At 42.1% G+C, this 18801-nt stretch carries 14 protein-coding genes; 8 read left to right on the top strand and 6 right to left on the bottom strand.

Annotated features, from left to right (window positions below; genetic code table 11):
- Window positions 1–215: 215 nt before the first annotated feature.
- Window positions 216–911 (bottom strand): tRNA1(Val) (adenine(37)-N6)-methyltransferase, encoded by a 696-nt coding sequence (locus tag MoGM_RS00855; protein ID WP_104368339.1) that lies wholly within the window; start codon window positions 909–911, stop codon window positions 216–218.
- Window positions 912–918: 7 nt separating this feature from the next.
- On the bottom strand, window positions 919–1671 hold the full coding sequence (gene kdsB / locus MoGM_RS00850) for a 3-deoxy-manno-octulosonate cytidylyltransferase (RefSeq protein WP_104368338.1): 753 nt from the start codon (window positions 1669–1671) through the stop codon (window positions 919–921).
- A gap of 176 nt (window positions 1672–1847) precedes the next feature.
- Between kdsB and MoGM_RS00845 the strand changes: the two genes are divergently transcribed.
- From MoGM_RS00845 to MoGM_RS00830, 4 genes are all read left to right on the top strand, one after another.
- Window positions 1848–2963, top strand: coding sequence for an MORN repeat-containing protein (locus tag MoGM_RS00845; protein ID WP_233210088.1), 1116 nt, complete (start codon window positions 1848–1850; stop codon window positions 2961–2963).
- Between the two features lie 49 nt (window positions 2964–3012).
- Entirely contained in the window at window positions 3013–3459 is a 447-nt protein-coding gene (locus tag MoGM_RS00840; protein WP_104368337.1) for a YhcH/YjgK/YiaL family protein, read from the top strand.
- Window positions 3460–3496: 37 nt separating this feature from the next.
- Window positions 3497–5563 (top strand): alpha amylase C-terminal domain-containing protein, encoded by a 2067-nt coding sequence (locus tag MoGM_RS00835; RefSeq protein ID WP_233210089.1) that lies wholly within the window; start codon window positions 3497–3499, stop codon window positions 5561–5563.
- A 161-nt stretch (window positions 5564–5724) separates the two neighbouring features.
- Window positions 5725–6774, top strand: a complete 1050-nt coding sequence (locus MoGM_RS00830; RefSeq protein ID WP_146078602.1) for a DUF6057 family protein — start codon at window positions 5725–5727, stop codon at window positions 6772–6774.
- Window positions 6775–6784: 10 nt separating this feature from the next.
- On the opposite strand, the gene MoGM_RS00825 is transcribed toward MoGM_RS00830, so the two are convergent.
- From MoGM_RS00825 to ruvC, 3 genes are read right to left on the bottom strand one after another with little or no spacing between them, the layout of a single operon-like run.
- Window positions 6785–7261 (bottom strand): hypothetical protein, encoded by a 477-nt coding sequence (locus tag MoGM_RS00825; RefSeq protein ID WP_146078601.1) that lies wholly within the window; start codon window positions 7259–7261, stop codon window positions 6785–6787.
- Window positions 7262–7277: 16 nt separating this feature from the next.
- A complete protein-coding gene (locus MoGM_RS00820) occupies window positions 7278–8765 on the bottom strand; it encodes an ATP-binding cassette domain-containing protein (protein ID WP_104368333.1) in 1488 nt (495 codons plus the stop codon).
- Entirely contained in the window at window positions 8753–9310 is a 558-nt protein-coding gene (gene ruvC / locus MoGM_RS00815; RefSeq protein WP_104368332.1) for a crossover junction endodeoxyribonuclease RuvC, read from the bottom strand. Before ruvC ends, MoGM_RS00820 begins: the two co-directional genes overlap by 13 nt.
- A gap of 901 nt (window positions 9311–10211) precedes the next feature.
- Here ruvC and crcB point away from each other — a divergent pair.
- Window positions 10212–10577, top strand: coding sequence for a fluoride efflux transporter CrcB (gene crcB, locus MoGM_RS00805; RefSeq protein ID WP_104368330.1), 366 nt, complete (start codon window positions 10212–10214; stop codon window positions 10575–10577).
- Window positions 10578–10586: 9 nt separating this feature from the next.
- Here the strand turns inward: crcB and hemW are convergent, their stop codons facing one another.
- The gene (gene hemW, locus MoGM_RS00800) at window positions 10587–11699 is read right to left on the bottom strand and encodes a radical SAM family heme chaperone HemW (RefSeq protein ID WP_104368329.1); all 1113 of its coding nucleotides are present in this window, start codon (window positions 11697–11699) and stop codon (window positions 10587–10589) included.
- A 136-nt stretch (window positions 11700–11835) separates the two neighbouring features.
- Here hemW and MoGM_RS00795 point away from each other — a divergent pair, with 136 nt between their 5' ends.
- The 3 genes from MoGM_RS00795 (at window position 11836) to MoGM_RS00785 (ending at window position 18695) form a co-directional block, all read left to right on the top strand.
- Window positions 11836–13992 carry a translation factor GTPase family protein gene (locus MoGM_RS00795; RefSeq protein WP_104368328.1) on the top strand — a complete coding sequence of 719 codons (2157 nt, stop codon included), beginning with the start codon at window positions 11836–11838 and terminating at the stop codon, window positions 13990–13992.
- 153 nt (window positions 13993–14145) lie between these two features.
- Window positions 14146–16356, top strand: coding sequence for a S9 family peptidase (locus MoGM_RS00790; RefSeq protein ID WP_104368345.1), 2211 nt, complete (start codon window positions 14146–14148; stop codon window positions 16354–16356).
- Window positions 16357–16382: 26 nt separating this feature from the next.
- Entirely contained in the window at window positions 16383–18695 is a 2313-nt protein-coding gene (locus tag MoGM_RS00785) for a DUF4861 family protein (protein WP_104368327.1), read from the top strand.
- Window positions 18696–18801 lie beyond the last annotated feature (106 nt).

Below are 18801 nucleotides of genomic sequence, written 5' to 3'. Positions count from 1 at the left end.
CTCTCTTACTAGAAAAAAGTGCCAATCGCTATTGACACTGCAAAGGTAAGAGTATGTTTATGATATTATACGTCTATCTAATAAGTTGGATATGGCGCAATATGTGAATATTAGATTAATTAAGGAAATACTATTCTGGTAATATACACGAAATGGCGGTTAAATACAAGTAATAATGTGATACTTTTAGTTAACAAGCGTAGTGGTTTGTCTATTTATAAAGCGAGATAAAAATCTTTTAGAATCGTTTTGTATTTATCGTCTCCAATTACAATAGTATCATTTTCAATCGTTTTGTACCGGCGTTTGGCATATGACAGAAGCATACGTTTGGGTGGTTTTGCGGGGGCTGTCTTCACGGAACACACACGCTTGGGATGCAGCCCAGCCAAAGCCGCCGCAGAATCCATGTCAAGTCTGCAGTCTGATGGAATGATAACGGATATGGTCCCTGTGTCTTTCAACAGCCTGAATGCTGTCGACATAAGTTGTCCGAATGTCAGTTCCGATGTATGCCGGGCAATCGTGCGTTGCCTGTCGGGGCATTTTAGCGAATTATTGAAATAGGGCGGGTTGCATACTATGCTGTCAAATTTCTCATTTCCGATGCTTTGCAGGGCGATATTGTCTATTTGTATTCTGTCGGCGCATGGTGAGCCGGAAGCGTTTTCTTTGGCCTGTGCCGCTGCCTCAGCGTCTATGTCAATGCCTGTTATGTTGGCATGTGGGGCGCGTTGCGCCATCATAATGGCTATAAGGCCCGTTCCTGTTCCGATATCGAGAATGCGGGCATGGAGCGTTTTCGGTATTTCGGCCCATGCTCCAAGCAAGGTCCCGTCGGTACCCACTTTCATGGCACACCGGTTTTGAAATATGGTGAAGTGCTTAAATCTGAAAAAATCGTTTGGCATCTTCCGTTTATTTGTCTTGTATGGATTTTAGGAACTTCTCGGCACGTTGAAGGTCTTCAGGCGTATCGATACCAATGGTCTCTACGTCTGTAAGTCCTACTTTTATATTATATCCGTTTTGGAGCCATCGCAACTGTTCCAAGCTCTCGGCTACTTCAAGTGTGCTTTGTGGCAGTTGGGTTATTTCGGCAAGAACTTCACGGCGATATGCGTATAGTCCGATGTGTTTCAGATATGGGAATGCCGTGTGCCATTTCTCTTTTGAGCATCCTCTGACAAAAGGGATAATACTGCGGCTGAAATACATGGCATATCCATTGGTGTCGGTCACTATTTTGGGAGTGTTGGGGTTGGATATCGCTTCCATGTCATTCCCGAAGTATTTGCCCAATGTCGCTATTTGTGTTTGAGGATCATCGAAGCATCGGCATACGGTCTCTATTTGCGATTTCTGTATAAATGGCTCGTCGCCTTGGATGTTTATTACAACGTCGAAATCTCCGTTTATTTTAGAAACGGCCTCTTCCACACGGTCCGTTCCGCTTTTGTGGTGTTCCGATGTCATGACGGCATTACCGCTGAAAGCCGTTACCGCATTGTATATCCGCTCGTCGTCGGTAGCCACGCACGCATGTTCGAGTACAGCAGAAACTTGCTTGTACACTCGCTCTATGACCGGCATTCCGCCCAACGTAGCCAAGGGCTTGCCCGGAAATCTTGTGGAAGCGTATCTGGCCGGTATTATTCCTATGAATTTCATGTTTCGTTTATATGCTTGTTCTTTATGTTGTTGACGCCAGTCATTAGGCGTTTGTTATAGTAAACACTGCAAAGTTATAAATTATATGTATATATTCCGTTAAAAAATCTAATCTTTTTTGCCACCTGTTTTTTTTTTATTAATTTTGGCATTGTAACAAAAAATATCATAATAAGTTGAAATATCATTTAATATCTATATTCATATTGTTGTTGTCTTCATCCGTATATGGGCAGAAACTCACTCTTGGCACATGTGTTACAAAAGACGGTGGAGAGTATAACGGGGAAATGGTTGGCGGTAAACCACAGGGAAAAGGTAAGACAAAGTATAAGAACGGCAATTGGTATGAAGGCAATTACGTGAAAGGCAAGCGCCAAGGATACGGTATTTATACTTTTTTTGACGGCGAGAAATATGAAGGTCAGTGGTTTCAGGATCAGCAACATGGGCAGGGGACTTATTATTTCGCGAACAACAATAAATATGTAGGTTTGTGGTTTCGTGACTATCAGCAGGGACACGGAGTGATGTATTACTATAACGGAGATAAGTATGACGGCGATTGGAAACAGGATCGTCGTACCGGTAAGGGTACATATACATTCGCCGGTGGCGCTTTTTATAAAGGAGACTGGGTTGATGACAAGAAAAACGGCCGCGGAGTATTTGACTGGGGCGACGGCTCCGTTTACGACGGGCAGTGGGTTGACAATCAGCGTACCGGACGTGGGACGTTCCGTTATGCGGATGGAGATGTGTATATCGGTCAATGGAAGAATGACATCCAAAACGGAAAAGGCATTTATAAATTCAAGAATGGTGACATTTACGAAGGTGATTACGTGGAAGGTGAGCGCACCGGAACGGGTATTTTTAAATATGCCAACGGCGACCGATACACTGGCCTTTTCTTTGAGGGAGATAAACAAGGGCAAGGTACTCTTGTGTGGAAAAACGGAAATACTTATGTCGGTGAGTGGAAAGGAGATAAGCCGAATGGTACCGGTAAACTGACGATGAAAAACGGGGATGTCTTTGAAGGTCATTTTAAAGATGGGATGATAGACGGTCCAGGTGTGGCAAGATATGCGGACGGCTGGAAGTTTAAAGGTACTTTTAAGGCAGGAAAGCGTCATGGCCAGGCAATAGAGGAAGATAAAGACGGCAACAGGTTTGAGGGGACTTATGTTGATGACCGTAGGGATGGCCCGTATATCCAGAAAGACAGAAATGGTAATGTTACCGAAAGAGGCCGATATATACGTGGGCGTAAGCAAATAGGCAAATAAATATATTGTTTTAACAAACACGATATTAACAATTTAAACATTTTTAGTTATGATAATAGACACACTTGACAATTTGAGCAAATATGAATCTTTGAACCCATTGTTTAAGGATGTTGTAGATTTCCTGGCCAATAACGATATAAGTTCAATGGAAAATGGTAAGTATCAGATAAAAGGGGCAGACCTTTTTGTTAATATAACCACGGCAAAAGGCAAGACTCCGGACGAGGCTGTGCTGGAGACTCACAATAAGATGATAGATATACAGATTCCCCTGTCTGCATCGGAAACTTTCGGTTACACTCCATTGGTAAACTTACCGGAAGCGGAATACAACTCAGAAAAGGATATAACAAAGATACCAGGTCTGCCAGCCGAAAGCTATGTGACTTGTCATCCCGGGATGTTCGCGGTATTTTTCCCGCAGGATGGTCATGCGCCATGCGTATCTTCTGAGCCTGAAATAAGAAAAGCCATATTTAAAGTATTGGCATGAAATCGTATTAACAAGAAAGATTAAACTAATACTAATGATGAAAAAGACAGGTGTCAAAAAGCTTATTGGCAGTCGAAATCAGTTTGAAGCCAAACCGGAACATATAGGTTTGGTGAAGAACGATTCATGGCTTGAACCATACGAAGACGCAATCTGCGGGCGGCATAAACATGCATTGTGGAAGATCGGACTATTGACGAGGAACGGAAAGAAGACACTATCTGATTTTGCTGATGGTCATCTCTATTTTGGTTTACACAAACAAGCTCGGGGATGGGTTTTTCGTGAGTGGGCACCTAATGCGACCGAGATATATCTGATTGGTGATTTTAACGGCTGGCGGGAAGATCCGAAATACAAGATGACCAGAATAGAGGGAACTGGCAACTGGGAATTGAAACTCAGTAATAAAGCTTTACGGCATGGTGACCTCTATAAAATGAAAGTCAAATGGAATGGGGGAGAGGGTGAACGCATTCCGGCTTGGTGCCGTCGTGTTGTACAAGACGATAAGACAAAGATTTTTTCTGCTCAGGTTTGGAATCCGGATCAGCCGTATGAATTTTGTAAGAAGAAATTTAAGCCTACAAAATCTCCTCTTCTTATATATGAGTGCCATGTCGGAATGTCGCAAGACAAGGAAGTAGTCGGTACTTATAGGGAGTTTATGGAGAATGTGTTGCCACGGGTAATAGAGGATGGATATAATTGTATTCAGATTATGGCGATACAAGAGCATCCTTATTATGGCTCGTTCGGATATCATGTCAGTTCCTTCTTTGCTCCGTCAAGCCGTTTCGGTACTCCGGAGGATTTGAAAGAGTTGATAGATACCGCCCATAAAAATGGGGTGGCAGTGATTATGGACATTGTACACTCACATGCCGTAAAGAATGAAGTTGAAGGGCTTGGTAATCTGGCGGGAGACCCAAATCAGTTCTTTTATGCCGGTGATCGGCATGAACATCCGGCGTGGGATAGCCTTTGTTTCGATTACGGTAAGGACGAGGTAATTCACTTCTTGTTGTCAAACTGCAAGTACTGGCTTGAAGAGTATCATTTTGATGGGTTCCGTTTTGACGGTGTTACCTCTATGTTGTATTACAGTCATGGACTCGGCGAGGCATTCTGCGGATACGGAGATTATTTCAATGGCGGGCAAGATGACAATGCTATATGTTATCTGACCCTTGCGAATAAGTTGATACATGAAGTCAATCCCAATGCAATAACCATTGCTGAAGAGGTCAGTGGTATGCCCGGACTTGCGGCAAAGTTTGAAGATGGAGGTTACGGATTTGACTATCGTATGGCGATGAATATCCCTGATTATTGGATAAAGACTATCAAAGAACTTAAAGACGAGGATTGGAAGCCGAGCTCTATTTTCTGGGAGGTGAAGAACCGGCGTCGGGATGAAAAGACGATAAGTTATTGTGAGAGTCATGATCAGGCTTTGGTAGGAGATAAAACGATAATATTCCGTTTGATAGATGCCGATATGTATTGGCATTTTAAAAAGGGAGATGAAAATGATGTCGTTCATCGTGGTATGGCCTTGCATAAGATTATCCGTCTGGTTACAGTCGCGGCAATGAATGGCGGATATTTGAATTTTATGGGAAATGAGTTCGGTCATCCCGAATGGATTGATTTCCCGCGTGAAGGTAACGGGTGGAGTCATAAATATGCCCGCCGTCAATGGAATCTTGTTGACAATAAAGAGCTTGATTACCATTATCTTGGAGATTTCGACAAGGAAATGCTTAAAGTAATAAAGAGTATCAGGAATATTCAAAACAAGCCAATAAAAGAGATATGGCATAATGACGGAGACCAGATACTTGCATTCAGTAGAGGGGACCTTATCTTCGTGTTTAATTTCAATCCTATACGTTCTTTTGTCGATTATGGTTTTCTTGTGCCAACCGGTTCTTATGATGTCGTACTGAATACTGATGCGAAAGAGTTTGGTGGTAATGGTCTTGCCGACGATACAATAACACACATGACCAACTTTGATTCCATGTATGTGGAGGAACGTAAGGAGTGGCTTAAATTATATATTCCGGCTCGTTCTGCGGTAGTGTTAAGGAAAAATTGAATAATAGAAATCCAAAGAGAGTTTAACAGTACTCTTATTATATGAGTTTTGATAAGTTAAATACAAGAAATAGCACAACCGTCATAAAGGCGGTTTGTGCTATAGTTTTTTCATCTTTCTCGTTTATTTATCTTTATTTTCATCAGGCCGACTTGTTGGCAATGACCCAGCATTCTCTGAGTGGTGGCGCGACATCTTATGATAAGCTGATAGGTGCGGTGCTGATAACTTTTGTATTACAATTATTACAAGTCGGTGTTTATGCCGTTACACGTTTGCAGCGTCATACCCATGCTTTGACTTATTTCCCATCCCTATTCTTTCTTTCTGTAATATCAGGTTTTAGCGATCGTATATATTCTGGTGAAGGCTTTTCTTCTCTAATATGGATCATCCCTATAGTGTTGATATTATGGATTGTTGTGGTAACCGTTTCACGGGGAATGCTTGTCAGGCAATCTCCGGAGACAGGCATGTTTTCTCGTACCATGTGGATAAATATTTTGATAATGGCGGCAATGTTTCTTATGGTTGGTATTGCGGGAAACGGAAATGCCGTAGCACATTATCGAATGAGTGTCGAGACAAGCCTTTTAGAGCAAGACAACGAGAGGGCCTTGAAGACCGGTCGCAGGTCATTGGAGACAGACAGTAGTCTGACTATGCTTCGTATTTATGCTCTCGCGAGAGCTGGTGAATTGGGAGAAAGACTGTTTTCTTATCCGATAAAAGGAACGAGCAAGGATATTGTGCCAACGTTTAAGGGAACTTCATGTTTGTTGTATCCCAATGACAGCATATACCGTTTTTTGGGTGCCATACCACGTTATAATATGGATGCGATGACTTATCTGGAAGTATTGCGTAATAACGGTCAGGGCACAGAGGCTGTCAAGGATTACATATTGTGCGGTTATCTTATAGACAAAGATCTTGATGGATTTGTGAGTGCGCTTCTGTCTTACTATGGCACCCCCGACAGCCTGTCACAAAATGTATGTGACAGTTTGCCGAAGCATTATCGTGAAGCCCTTACATTGTATGTCCACACACGCTCAAACCCTGCTTTTGTGTATCATAACAGTGTCGTGGATATGGACTTTGAGGATTTGCAGGCATTGGAAAAACAATATCCATCATTTACCGAGCGTAAGATAAAAGTATACGATCAGTATTCCGGTACTTATTGGTGGTATTATGAATATGAGTGAATAAGCTTTGCTATTTCATTTCCATCGCTACCGCGGCCACAGCCCTGCGCCAATCCGTATCCAAGGAAAATCTGGTCAGGCATTTACCGTTGGAATAATATCCTAGAGTAAGTTCTTTGTCTGGATCGTTGAATAGCGGATTGGAGTAAGATACGTCCATGAAGAACTGCATGATTTTTACTATTTGAGCTTGTGGCATGTCTTTGTTGTCAAGCACTTTCCTGATGTATACGTTTATAAAAGTATTCATGGCATAAGCCTGCTTGTCGAGAAAAATTGCGGAAGAGTCAGGCATTTGTTCACGCATTTTTATTATCATATAGTCAAGTGCGTCTACCTTAAACTGGTTTATTTGTCTGACCATATTGTTCGTTGCCGGATTTGCGACAATGTCAGATGCGTTTTTTCTAATCTCATTATATACATTCTGGGCGTTTGCTCCTGCTGTAAGACAGATGAATGCCAGTGATAATAATACTTTTTTCATATTTACCATGTTTATTTTAATTATGAACATTATGTTTCAAGGTTAGATGCCTATTGATGCATGCTGGCAGTTCTTCTTCATAATGAGTGACCATTATGAGAGTTTTATTCTTTCGTTCACAGAAAGCGCAGATGATGTCTTTTACGAGTCTTCTGTTCCGGTCGTCAAGGCCGTGCAGAGGTTCGTCGAGTATGAGTAATTCCGGATCTTTGACGAATGCCCGTGCGAGAAGCACAAGTCTTTGTTCGCCGCTCGATAGTTTAAGGAAGGGCTTTTCTTCAAGTCCGTCGAGTCCGAAGATATTCATCCACCATCTGCATATGGCATAATCTTTATCACTGGGTTTGGCATATAGACCAACGGAATCTTTCATTCCGCTTGCCACTATACGTATTGCAGGCAGGTTTTTCATGTATGCCCGGTGCATTTCCGGCGATACGTAACCAATGTGTTTTTTTATATCCCATATACTTTCACCTGTGCCCCGTTTGCGTTCGAACATATTGATGTCACATGCATAGCTTTGCGGGTTATCTGCGCAGATGAGCGATAGAAGAGTGCTTTTTCCGGAGCCGTTCCTGCCATTTAAAGCCCACCTTTCACCGTTCATTACAGTCCAGTTCAGGCTGTCGAGTATTTTCCTTGTTCCGTATGTTATACAGACATTATTCATGGCGACTACTTCTTCCGCTTTGTAATCTTCCGTTTCATCTTCAAGTTCTTTTATGGCTCTCTTTTTGTCGGGATCGAGTCCCACCATATCATTGGGTATTCTGTGCCCGACAAACTCTTCTTTTGGCATTTTGGGGTTAACGACCATGTCGGTCACTTCAACTACATGCGTGATAAATTCCGGTATTTCGTTCGTCTTCGATAATACTATAATTATTTGTAACGGTATTTCACGTGTGAGTGATTTCAATAGTTGGGCCATCAATGTGCGTGTCTCAGCATCGAGACCTATGAAAGGGTTGTCGATGATAAATACCCTCGGTATGGAAAACAAGGCTTTTGCTATTTGAAATTTCCGTAATTCACCGCTTGACAGCAGTATGATGTATTTGTCCATGATGTAGTCCATTCCGAACAACTCGAAAATACGGTATTTCAAGTTTCTTCGCTCTGCCGTGTCCTCTCCGCATAACCTGTATGCATTGTCAAGCAGTTGTCTTACGGTCGGTGTGTCCTCGTCAATTTCCTGCTGGTTCCATCTTTGTTGCAGAAAATAGGTGTTATTGTTTTCACCGTATGAATCTCTGAACGTTATGTATTTTATATTTTCAGAAACAAGGAGGCTTTGGTTGGGATAGAAGTCATAGGCTATGCTGTTTCCGAGCAGCGGATGACTTCCGGTTATGATATCCGCCAACATGGACTTTCCGCTACCGTTATTGCCGATGATGGCTATGTGCTCACCGTCAATAGTCTCGAAATTCACAGGTTCTTTCATTCTCCATTCCGGCATGCGGGTGATTCCGTCTTTTATGCTTATTATTTTTTGCATATCCTGCCTTGATTTTTGTTTATGAAGTCTTTCCATCCCCTGTAATTCGCTTGCGACTCTGGTCTCCCCATTTGAAGATAGTGACAGTAAGCCGCTCCGAGTGCGTCAGTGGCATCCATGAAATCGCACATCTCGCTGTCTTTGATGTTTAGCATGCGTTGCAACATGGCCGCCACCTGCTCTTTCGATGCCTGTCCCTGTCCGGTGATGGCCATTTTGATTTTTAGCGGAGCATACTCGTGTATCGGAACTCCGTGGCGTATGGCCGCAGCAATGGCTGTGCCTTGTGCCCTGCCGAGTTTCAGCATTGATTGTATGTTTTTTCCGAAGAATGGCGCTTCAATAGCCATTTCATCTGGCAGATATGAATCAATGATACCCGTCACCCGCTCGAATATGTGTCCGAGTTTCAGATAAGCGTCTCCGAATTTCCTCAGGTCTATGATACCCATCGTTATGAGTTGCGCCTTGTTGTCTTTTACTTTCAGCACGCCATATCCCATTATGTTTGTTCCGGGATCGATGCCGAGTATTATTTTCTCCATATTGGCAGCAAAAGTACAATAAAATGGCGAGAAAGCCAATAAAACAACAGTTTTTTGTGCCCTTATTTTACTGGTTTTAATCTTATTGTCAAAATTGTCGCATGACAATGATTGGATGTCGGGTGTATGTTGATTTGTAAATAAAATATCAGGCATTTCGCTACATCATATTTTTGTATATTTATGCGAGAACATGGCGGAAAGCTTTTCTGTAACATTGAAAATTGATACAAAATATACTGTTGTTTGTTCTGCGGTAATGTATTTTGCAATCAGACTCTTGTTGTATTGCAATTAGATACCCGTTGGTCTGCAACGGGATACCGAATGCAATGCGTTTAGTATCCCGTTGCAGACCAACGGATTGCTCGTTACAGAGCCTTTTGGGGCAGAATTGTATAAATATGCAGTGTTGAAAATGATAACGGCGAGACTTTATACACAATGGTAAAGTCTCGCCGGTGATGTAGCGTGTAGGTCCGTAACCTATGCGGATACAGCATTGTTACATGCGGAAAAGCGTTATTATGCTGTGTTTAATATGTGGTATTAAGTGCATTCCGAGTTTGTTGTGTCTTTCATGGAATATCAATCTGTATGAATAATTGTTTTGTATTTGCGAAATATCAAATATCGCAGTCTTGCAAAGTTGCATAAATATGCAGTGCTGCTCGTTGGTTTTGTAAATATTTATCATGTTTATGGTTCTTTGTAGCGTTTTTATTTCTTCAAAATTATATAAAAAAACACTTAAAAGCAAATGATATTACGATACACTTTACGATATATTGACGATTTATCGTCAGTGTCGGTGGTGTTGGGATAAATATTAGTTTGCCGGAGTTTTTGGCTGTAAGGATGTTTTTTGTTACTTTTGTCGGCCGAATATCAACAGTGAAGAATGAAAGAATTATTGCTTGTGTGTGCCGGCAGTCTTTTGGGCGGCGGAATGCGTTACCTTGTTTCCGTCTTGTTTCGTATGTTGGGGATGCCTGTTGTTCCCTTAGCGACAATAACCGTTAATGTGCTCGGGTGTTTTTTGATAGGACTATTGTCCGGTACGTCATTCAACGGTATTTGTTCCCCATCGGTAAAGTTGTTTCTTGTTACAGGTTTTTGCGGAGGTTTCACCACTTTCTCAACTTTCATGAATGAGAATGTGATGCTGGCAGGCAATAACGGTTTGCTGCAGGCACTTCTTTATACATTTTTGAGTCTTTTCTTGGGTGTGGTAGCTGTTGTTGCCGGTTATGCTTTGGCTAAGTAGGTGTTTTTTTCATACTATCATAAAGTCGCTCATTATCATATCGCTCACGAAAAGACCCTTACGGGAGAGGTGCAGGTGGCCGTTTTCAAGCACAAGCAATCCGTTTTCGATATGTCTTTGTGCTGTTTTGATACATCTGCCGCTATATTTTGAGCCGAAAACATTTTTTATTTCATTGATGTTTATTCCTTCGGATGTTCGCAATCTTAACATTACAGTGTCGTTATAGCGAGTGTCAATGTCCAGAATCTCCCTCTCGGCGGGAATGTTTCCTCGGTTTATCTCGGTAATGTATGTCGATATGTCTGACACGTTCCATTGTCGGCTCGTATTGTCGTATGAGTGGGCTGAGGCTCCAATCCCGATGTATGGTATATCGGTCCAGTAACTGCTGTTGTGGCGCGAGCGGAAGCCCGGTTTCGCGAAGTTGCTTATTTCATAGTGCTCGTATCCGGCTTCGGCAAGCCTGTCTATAAGTGTTTCATACATCAACAGAGAGAGTTCTTCGTCAATCTCTTTTATCCAGCCTTTCTCAAGCATACAATATAACGGTGTTCCTTCTTCAAACATGAGGCTGTATGCAGAAATGTGTTCGACCCCCATGTTAACGGCCTCATCTATATCTTTTATCCATTGTTCAATGGTTTCTCCTGGAAACCCATACATCAGGTCTATGCTTATGTTTCTAATCCCTACATGCCGCAGGGCGTTTATCGCTTGTTTTACATTTGCCGATTTATGCCTGCGCCGCAGGAAGGCCAGCCTTTTGTCGTCGAATGTCTGTACCCCCATACTTATTCTGTTGATTGGCAGGCCGCGCAATCGAGAGACGTATTCGGGTGTTATATCGTCAGGATTGCATTCCATGGTAATCTCGACCGCATTGTCACTGTTTATGTGTGAGAAAATGCGTTGCAGTTGTTGGCCGCCGAGTGTGCTGGGAGTGCCACCTCCTATATATATAGTGCGTATGTCCTCTTTCAGGTAGTCTCTTCTCATTTCTATTTCATGGCACAAGGCATCGACGTATCCCTCTTTAAGGGCATGGTTTGTCGTGGAATAGAAGCCGCAGTAGATGCATCTGCTGACACAGAAAGGAATGTGAATGTATAGTCCTGCCATATTATGAATTTTAATGCAAAAATACTAATATTGTTTAATAACGGTGATTTTTGTGATCGCATATTTTGTCATTCTCATGAAAAAACTTTAACTTAGAGGCCGATAAATATAACTATTAACTTAAATCTATCACGATATGCGAGTATATCAAACAAACGAAATCAAGAACATTGCCCTCCTTGGCAATGACGGTTCAGGTAAGACAACCCTCACGGAATCATTGCTCTATGAGGCGGGTATAATCTCACGCCGTGGTCGTATTACGGCAAAGAACACCGTGAGTGATTACTTCCCGGTAGAGCAGGAATACGGTTATTCTGTTTTTTCCACGGTATACCATGTGGAGTGGAATAACAAGAAGCTGAATATAATAGACTGTCCCGGTTCGGACGACTTTGTCGGTGCCGCAATGACGGCACTCAATGTCACGGATACCGCCGTGCTGTTGCTTAACGGACAGTATGGGCCGGAGGTCGGAACTCAAAATCATTTCCGCTATACGGAGAAGTTGAAAAAACCGGTTATCTTCCTTGTTAATCAGCTTGATTCGGATAAATGCGACTATCATAATGTGCTTGAAAAGTTGACGGAGATATATGGTCCGAAGGTAGTCCCGGTTCAGTATCCTTTGAATGAAGGACCGGGCTTTAACTCATTGATTGATGTCCTTCTGATGAAAAAATACTCTTGGGGGCCAGATGGCGGTGCGCCTACTATAGAGGATATACCCGCAGAAGAGATGGATAAGGTTTTGGAGATGCACAAAGCGCTTGTTGAGGCTGCGGCGGAGAACGATGAGACACTGATGGAGAAATTTTTTGAAGAGGAAAAACTCACGGAGGATGAAATGCGCGAGGGCATCCGCAAGGGGCTTGTCACACGTTCTATCTTCCCGGTTTTCTGCGTCTGTGCGGGCAAGGATATGGGTGTACGCCGTCTGATGGAGTTCCTTGGCAATGTGGTTCCGTTTGTAGACGAGATGCCGTCTGTTCACAATACTCGCGGAGAGGAGATAAAGACGACAGTAGACGGCCCCGCTTCATTGTATTTCTTCAAGACCGGTGTGGAACCGCATATTGGCGAGGTTTGTTATTTCAAGGTTATGAGCGGTAGTGTGAAGACCGGGGACGAACTTACAAACTCGGATCGCGGCTCGAAAGAACGCCTCGGACAGATTTATGTATGTGCCGGTGCCAATCGTCAGGCCGTAGACCAGCTTAACGCAGGTGATATAGGCTGTGCGGTTAAGTTGAAAGACGTGAAAACAGGAAATACGCTTAATGGAAAAGATTGTGATAACCGTTTTGATTTCATTAAATATCCGAACTCAAAATATTCCCGTTCCATCAAAGCCGTTAACGAACAGGATACAGAGAAAATGATGGCAGCATTGTTAAAGATGCGTCAGGAAGATCCTACATGGGTGGTGGAGCAAAGCAAGGAATTGCACCAGATTATAATCCACGGGCAAGGCGAGTTCCATCTGCGTACATTGAAATGGCGTATGGAAAACAATGAGAAGATAGCCGTGAAATTCGGTGAGCCGAAGATACCTTACAGGGAGACAATCACGAAAGCCGCACGTGCCGATTATCGACACAAGAAACAGTCGGGCGGTGCAGGACAGTTCGGCGAGGTTCACATGATTGTTGAGCCTTATGCCGAGGGCATGCCGGATCCTACCGTTTTCAAGTTCGGCGGTCAGGAGTATCGTATGAATATAAAAGGGAAAGAGGAAGTTGACCTTGAATGGGGCGGCAAACTCGTATTCATCAATTCCGTGGTCGGTGGTGCGATAGACACGCGTTTTATGCCGGCGATATTGAAGGGCGTGATGGAGCGTATGGAACAAGGACCGTTGACCGGCAGTTATGCCCGTGATGTGCGTGTTATTGTATACGACGGAAAGATGCATCCGGTTGATTCCAATGAATTGTCGTTCATGCTTGCTGCCCGTAATGCGTTCTCTGCGGCATTCAAAGAGGCCGGCCCGAAAATTTTGGAACCCATTTATGATCTTGAGGTTTATGTCCCGGCAGACTTCATGGGTGATGTTATGAGCGATTTGCAAGGTCGTCGCGCCCTTATAATGGGGATGGACAGTGAGGCCGGCTATCAGAAGTTGCAGGCAAAGATTCCGTTGAAGGAACTTTCCAATTACAGTATATCTCTGAGTTCCATAACCGGTGGACGTGCTTCATTCACTACAAAGTTCGCAAGTTATGAGCTTGTTCCGAATGATATTCAACAACAACTTATCAAGGAGCATGAGGCGGAAGCGGCGGAAGAATAATTAGTTATAAATAAGACTCATGTATGTGGGCATATCAAGTTTAATGACTTGATATGCCCGTTTTGTTTTTGTAATTCTTTAAGTTCTTTTGCGCGTCTTTTCAGAATTTAGTTGTACCTTTGCGGAAACTACAAAACAATAAATGAACAAGAGATGAAAAGATTTGCATTTATGTGTGCGGCATTATTGATAGCTACATCCCAAATGCTTGCAGGAAGTAAGTTTGATTTGAAAAGCATAACAAGCGGAGTATTTAGAGGGGAGCGTTTGGCGGCGGTCGAACCGTTATCTGATGGGGAAAGTTATGCCCAGATTAATAATGACGCCAAAAAGATTGTAAGATATTCATTTAAGACAGGTAAGCCGATAGGAACGATATTTGATGCCAATACAGTCAGGGGCGCAAAGATACAATCGGTAGATGGATATATAATGAGTCCTGACGGTAAACGAATGCTTATACAGACTGAGACAAAATACATTTATCGTCATTCTTTTACGGCGGTTTATTATATATACGATATTCACAATAACAAAATGGTTCCGTTGTCGGATAATGGCCCACAGCAGACACCGTTGTTCTCTCCCGACGGCAACCAGGTAGCTTTTGTGCGTGACAATAATATTTTTCTCGTAAAGTTATTGTATGGTAATTCGGAAAGTCAGGTAACCAAGGACGGTAAACGTAATGAAATAATAAACGGTATTCCCGATTGGGTTAATGAGGAGGAGTTCGGTATGAGCCGAAGCATGGTTTTCACGGCTGACGGTAATTGTATCTGTTGGATAAAATATGATGAGACAGCTGTAAAACAATACTCCATGCAATTATTTAGAGGGATGAATCCGTCAATGGATGAATATTCTGAATATCCGGGATTTTACACTTATAAATATCCAATTGCCGGTGAAGACAATTCGAAAGTGGCAGTATATAGTTATGATATAAAATCACATCAGACGCGAAAAATACAATTGCCGATAGATGCCGACAGCTATATCCCCCGTATAGTAATGACAAGTGAGCCGTCGAAAATAGCTGTAATCACGATGAACAGGCATCAGGATGAGTTGTCTATATACATGGCCAATCCATTATCCACTGTTTGTCAACTTGTCGTTCGTGATAAAGTTGATAAATATATAAAGGAGAGTTCGATGTCAAATATTAAGATAACGGATAGCCATATTGTATTGCCAAGCGAGCGTGATGGATACAATCATATATATGTTTATTCGCTTAACGGAAAGTTGCGAAGGCAGATTGTTAACGATAAGTATGAAGTCATAGATGTTTATGGGCTTGATGAGACAACGGGGGATGTATATTTCTCCGCCAACCCTGACGGTCCACAATATAAGCAGATATTCGTATCAAGACAGAACGGCAAGATCTCTTGTTTGAATAACAGTTCTCGGAAAGGTGTCAATGATGCGGTTTTCAGTAAGAATTTCAAGTATTTCATAAATATATGGAGCGATATAAACAATCCCAGTGTATATACTTTGAATGATAATTCTGGTAAGGAGTTGGTGTCGCTTGTAGACAATAAGGATTTGAAAAAGAAAATGGTCGGGTATGATATCGGGAGCAAAGAGCTATTCTCATTTACAACGAATGATGGCGTGTTGTTGAACGGATGGATGGTTAAACCTTCTGATTTTAATGCGCAAAAGAAGTATCCGGTGGTTATGTATCAGTATGGCGGACCGGGAAGTCAACAAGTACTTGATAGCTGGAACATAGGAATATGTGGGCAAGGTGCATTGTTTGAACAATATTTGTCACAATTGGGATATATTGTTGTATGCGTAGACAATAGAGGTACGGGAGGCCGTGGAGCTGAGTTTGAGAAATGTACATATTTACGTTTGGGAGAACTTGAAGCACATGATCAGGTGGAGGCCGCTATATGGCTTGGCAAACAGTCTTATGTGGATAAAAAAAGAATCGGTATCATCGGATGGAGTTATGGCGGATGGAATACTTTGATGAGTATGAGTGAGGGACGGCCCGTATTCCGTGCCGGAGTGGCAATAGCTCCGCCTACAAGTTGGCGTTTTTACGATACGGTATATACAGAGAGATTCATGCGTACGCCGAAAGAAAATCCGTCGGGTTATGATATAAACCCGATTAACCGTGTGGATAAACTCAATGGAGCATTATTGATTTGTCATGGGATGGCAGATGATAATGTACATTTCAGAAACACGGCGGAATATACTGAGGCATTGGTTCAGGCGGATAAGGATTTCAAGGAGAACATATACACCAATCGCAATCATAGTATATATGGAGGAAATACACGTAATCATTTGTTCAGGCAGGTGGTGAATTTCTTTAATTCAGAAATGAAATAACAAACAACTAAAAAACAAATATAATCATGAGACTATTGTCAACAGGTATTGCTTTGGCATTGATGCTTATTCCGGTATCAATGGATGCGAAGGCAAAAAAGAAAAAAGTTGAACCGCGATTATCCGCTTTGGAAATTGTGGAGAAAGTAAACATGCATTGGCAGAAGACAAATAAACCGGAAGTTAATGCCTTTTGGGATAATGCTGTGTATTTTACTGGAAATATGGAAGTTTACCGTTTGACCGGAAATGCTTCCTATTTTGAGTACAGTGACAAATGGGCCCGTTATAATAAGTGGAGTGGGGCAACTGAGAAAGACCAGTCGAAATGGAAATATAAGAACTATGGTGAAGGTAATGAGTATGTTCTTTTTGGAGATTGGCAAACATGTTTTCAGACATATCTTGATATGTATGAAACGAATCCCGACCCATATAAAATCGCTCGTGTAAAAGAGGTCATGGCACGTGAGGCCAATATGTGTGCCACTGATTTTTGGTGGTGGGCGGATGCGTTATATATGGTGATGCCTGTAATGACAAAGTTATATAAGGTAACCGGAGATATAGAATATCTTGATAAGTTATATGCCAATTTTAAATATGCTGATGAACTGATGTTTGATAAAGAAGAACATTTGTATTATCGTGACGGGAAATATGTTTACCCGGCTCACAAGACAGCTGATGGCAAGAAAGATTTTTGGGCTCGTGGTGATGGTTGGGTATTGGCCGGACTGGCAAAAGTGTTGGCCGATATGCCACAATCATATACACATCGCCATTTCTTTGTGGAACGTTATGTCCAGCTGTCGGAAGCGGTAGCTAAGTGCCAACAAAAGGAAGGTTACTGGACTCGTTCAATGCTTGATGCGAAGCAGGCGGAAGGTCCTGAGACAAGCGGAACGGCATTGTTTACTTATGGATTGTTATGGGGGGTAAATAATGGATTGCTTGACAGGGCTTATTATGAGCCTGTAATAAACAGAGCTTGGGATTATCTTTCCGGCAAGGCTTTACAGGCAGACGGTTCTGTCGGATATGTACAGCCTATAGGAGAAAAGGCAGTGAGAGGACAGAAACTATCGGTAACAGATGTCACAAACTTTGGTACAGGAGTATTCTTGCTTGCGGCATGTGAGAAGGTTCGCTTTGATGATGGTAGTGTGCGTGCGGCAGAAGACAAGGCTTTTACGGTAAATGTGACAAACAGTCAGAATGTTTTCCGTCAGGAAGTTGTGGAGCTTGATGCGAAAACTATATATCAAAGATTGGGGATTACAGGTGGTCGTCAGTTCCAAATATATAATGTGTTGGGGCAGCAAGTGGCTTATCAGATAACTTATGATGGCAAAATTCTTGTCGAAGCATCTGTTCGCCCACATGGTACTGCAACTTATACAATAAAGAAAGGTACTCCTAAGACATTCGTAAATACTTGTTATGGAAGGATGTATCCAGAACGTGTAGATGATATTGCATGGGAAAATGATCGTGGAGCATACCGTTGTTATGGACCGGCGTTACAGCGTTCAGGCGAAGACGCGTATGGAAATGATGTTTGGGTAAAGAATACTCCTGATCTTGTTGTTGAGCAGCGGTATTATATAGAGGATGCAATGAAACCGGTGATAGCGGAACTTAAAAAGACCAATAAGGCTGCTGCTGATTCTTTGAACATGATAACCAGCTATCACTTTGATCAAGGTCATGGACTTGACTGTTATAAAGTAGGACCAACCCTTGGTTGTGGAACTCCGGCTATGATGATAGGAGATAGTATATTGTTCCCGTATTGTTATAAAGATTATGAATTATTGGATAATGGTCCGTTGCGTTTTACGGTAAAGTTGGTTTATAATCCAACAAAAGTGAGAGGTGATGAAAATGTAATAGAAACCAGAATACTGAGTCTTGACAAAGGTTCCAATTTTAATAAGATGACAGTATGCTATGATGGATTGAAGCAGGCAGTTGATATTGCGTCAGGTGTGGTTATTCACACTGAAGATACGGAAAGTGTTGTGTTGGGTAAAGATTTTGTTCAATATGCCGATCCTACGGATAATCCTAACGGACAGAATTTTCAAATATATGTAGCGGCATTGTTTCCCAAAGGACTTATTACCACTAAAAAAGTTATGTATGTGAATCCGACAAGAGGTAATTCCGGTCATGCACTTGGTGTGGTAAAAGATTATAAGGGTGGTGATAAATATACGTATTATTTCGGATCGGCTTGGAGTAAATATGATTGCCGTAATCAGCAAGAATGGCAATTGCGTATAGATTCTTTCCTTTCAGGTCTGCGAAATCCTCTTAATGTTATAATCAAGTAATATGCTTTGTCATGATTAGGATGTAGAATACCAAAAGAAAAAAAGGACTGATATTTGTAAATCAGTCCTTTTTTTCTTTTGGTATTCTATTTAATAAAACGCCGTA

Source organism: Prevotella sp. MGM1, from assembly GCF_002933775.1.
In the GTDB taxonomy this organism is placed as follows: Bacteria; Bacteroidota; Bacteroidia; order Bacteroidales; family Bacteroidaceae; genus Prevotella.
The sequence above is the reverse complement of the archived record's forward strand: the minus strand, read 5'-3'. Positions and strand labels throughout refer to the sequence as shown.